Annotated in this window: 2 protein-coding genes; both read left to right on the top strand. The window is 71.2% G+C overall.

The genetic code is table 11. The features are described 5' to 3' along the window. Nucleotides 1-319 precede the first annotated feature (319 nt). The gene (locus FUT87_RS26395; RefSeq protein WP_147242899.1) at nucleotides 320-838 is read left to right on the top strand and encodes a DUF6622 family protein; all 519 of its coding nucleotides are present in this window, start codon (nucleotides 320-322) and stop codon (nucleotides 836-838) included. 41 nt (nucleotides 839-879) lie between these two features. Further along, nucleotides 880-1,759: sensor histidine kinase (locus tag FUT87_RS26390; RefSeq protein WP_255512048.1), on the top strand; the 880-nt coding region annotated here is incomplete at its 3' end.

Genomic DNA, 1,759 nt, shown 5'->3' with positions numbered 1-1,759 from the left:
TTGCGGGAGAGGGCCGGGGGTGAGGGTCTTCGAACGCTCGCCCGGCCCCTCTCCGCCTGACAAGGCTCAGGCGTTGGCCGCCGGAGCATGGGGCCACAGGCGGCAAGCGCCTGAACCCCATGCCCCGCCGTCCCCAACCACCGTCGCACGTCGACGAGTTCCCCGGCGAAGCTCGAGCGGAGACCGTGCGCGACCCGGATGGCGAACGGCGGCGACAACTCGCGCCGCTGGGCAGCGCTTCGTCGCAGGCCGCTGGGCGCGGCGGCGCCCGTCCGCAACAGTCGCGTCCATCGAACACGACCTGCCACCGGAGCCCGCCATGCACCCCACCCCGCTAGAAATCCTCACCCACGTGCCCAAGTACGTCTGGGTCATCCTGCTGGTGATCACGATCATCGGTCTGCGGCAGTGCCGCGAGACCGCGATGCGGCCGCGCCGCCTGGTGATCCTGCCTGCCTTGTGGCTGGTCTTCGGCGCCTGGGGCGTGGAGAAGAGCTTCGGCCTGGACGGCCTGCCGGGCCTGGCCTGGCTCGTCGGCATCGGGCTCGGCGCGGGAACGGTCCGCGCGCTGCGCTGGCCCGGCCAGACGCGTTTCGACGCCGCTACCCGCCGCTTCATCGTCCCGGGCAGCTGGGTGCCGCTCGCGCTGATGCTGGGCATCTTCACGCTGAAGTTCGCCTCCGGCATGAGCCTGGCCCTGCACCCGGACTACGCCACCCACCTCGGCATCGCGATGGCCTCCAGCGCCGCGTTCGGCCTGTTCAGCGGCGCCTTCCTGGGCCGGGCGATCAACATCCTGGCCGTGCGGCCGCGCAGCGGCGGCCCGGTGGTGGCCTGACCGCGGCCCGGACGCGGCCGGATCGCCGACACTCCCTGCCCATGCGCCCCCTGCCCCTCCCGCCGCCGCTGCACTGGCTCCTGCGCCACGTGCTGCTGGTGCTGTTGCTGACGGTGGTCGTGTCGGTCGCCCTGGTGGTGGTGTTCAACCAGTCGCCGGGACCGACGCTGGTCTACTGCTTCTTCATCTCGCTGTTCTGCGCGACCTGCATCAACCTGCTGCGCTTCGGGCTGGGCTGGCTGCGCTGGCAGACCCTGCAGCGTCTCGGTCGCGCGCCTCGCGATGCGTTCGACTGGCCCGGCTGGCCGCTCATGACGGTGTGCCTGATCCTGGGCACCGGCCTGGGCTACAGCATCGGCCTGGAGGTGGGCAACTTCGTGACCGGCTTCCAGGAGCGCAGCCTGCTGGCGAGCCCGCTGCGCCGGGTGATGGCCGTGATGGTGATTTCGCTGATCCCGGGCTTCGCCGCCACCTTCTTTCTGCTGTACCGCCACCGGATGGCAAGCGCCGAGGCCCATGCCGAGACGCTGCGCCGCCAGGCCGCCGAGACGCAGCTGCGGCTGCTCGAGTCGCAACTCGAGCCGCACATGCTGTTCAACACGCTGGCCAACCTGCGGGTGCTGATCGGCCTGGACGCCGAGCGCGCGCAGGCGATGCTGGACCACCTCATCGCCTTCCTGCGGGCGACGCTGTCCGCCTCCCGCGTGGAGCGCCACCCCCTCAAGGACGAATTCGCCCGGTTGGCCGACTATCTGGCGCTGATGCAGGTGCGAATGGGTACGCGGCTGCGCTTCGAGTTCGAGCTGCCGGAGACGCTGCGCGAGCTGCCGGTGCCGCCGCTGCTGCTGCAGCCGCTGGTGGAGAACGCGATCAAGCATGGTCTGGAGCCGCATGTGGGCGGCGGCACGCTGCGGGTGGCCG

The organism is Mitsuaria sp. TWR114 (assembly GCF_007997345.1).
The sequence above is the reverse complement of the archived record's forward strand: the minus strand, read 5'-3'. Positions and strand labels throughout refer to the sequence as shown.

Bases quoted from the DNA above. Each gene is read 5' to 3' on its own strand.
- FUT87_RS26395 (WP_147242899.1), top strand. From the start codon at position 320: ATGCACCCCACCCCGCTAGAAATCCTCACCCACGTGCCCAAGTACGTC.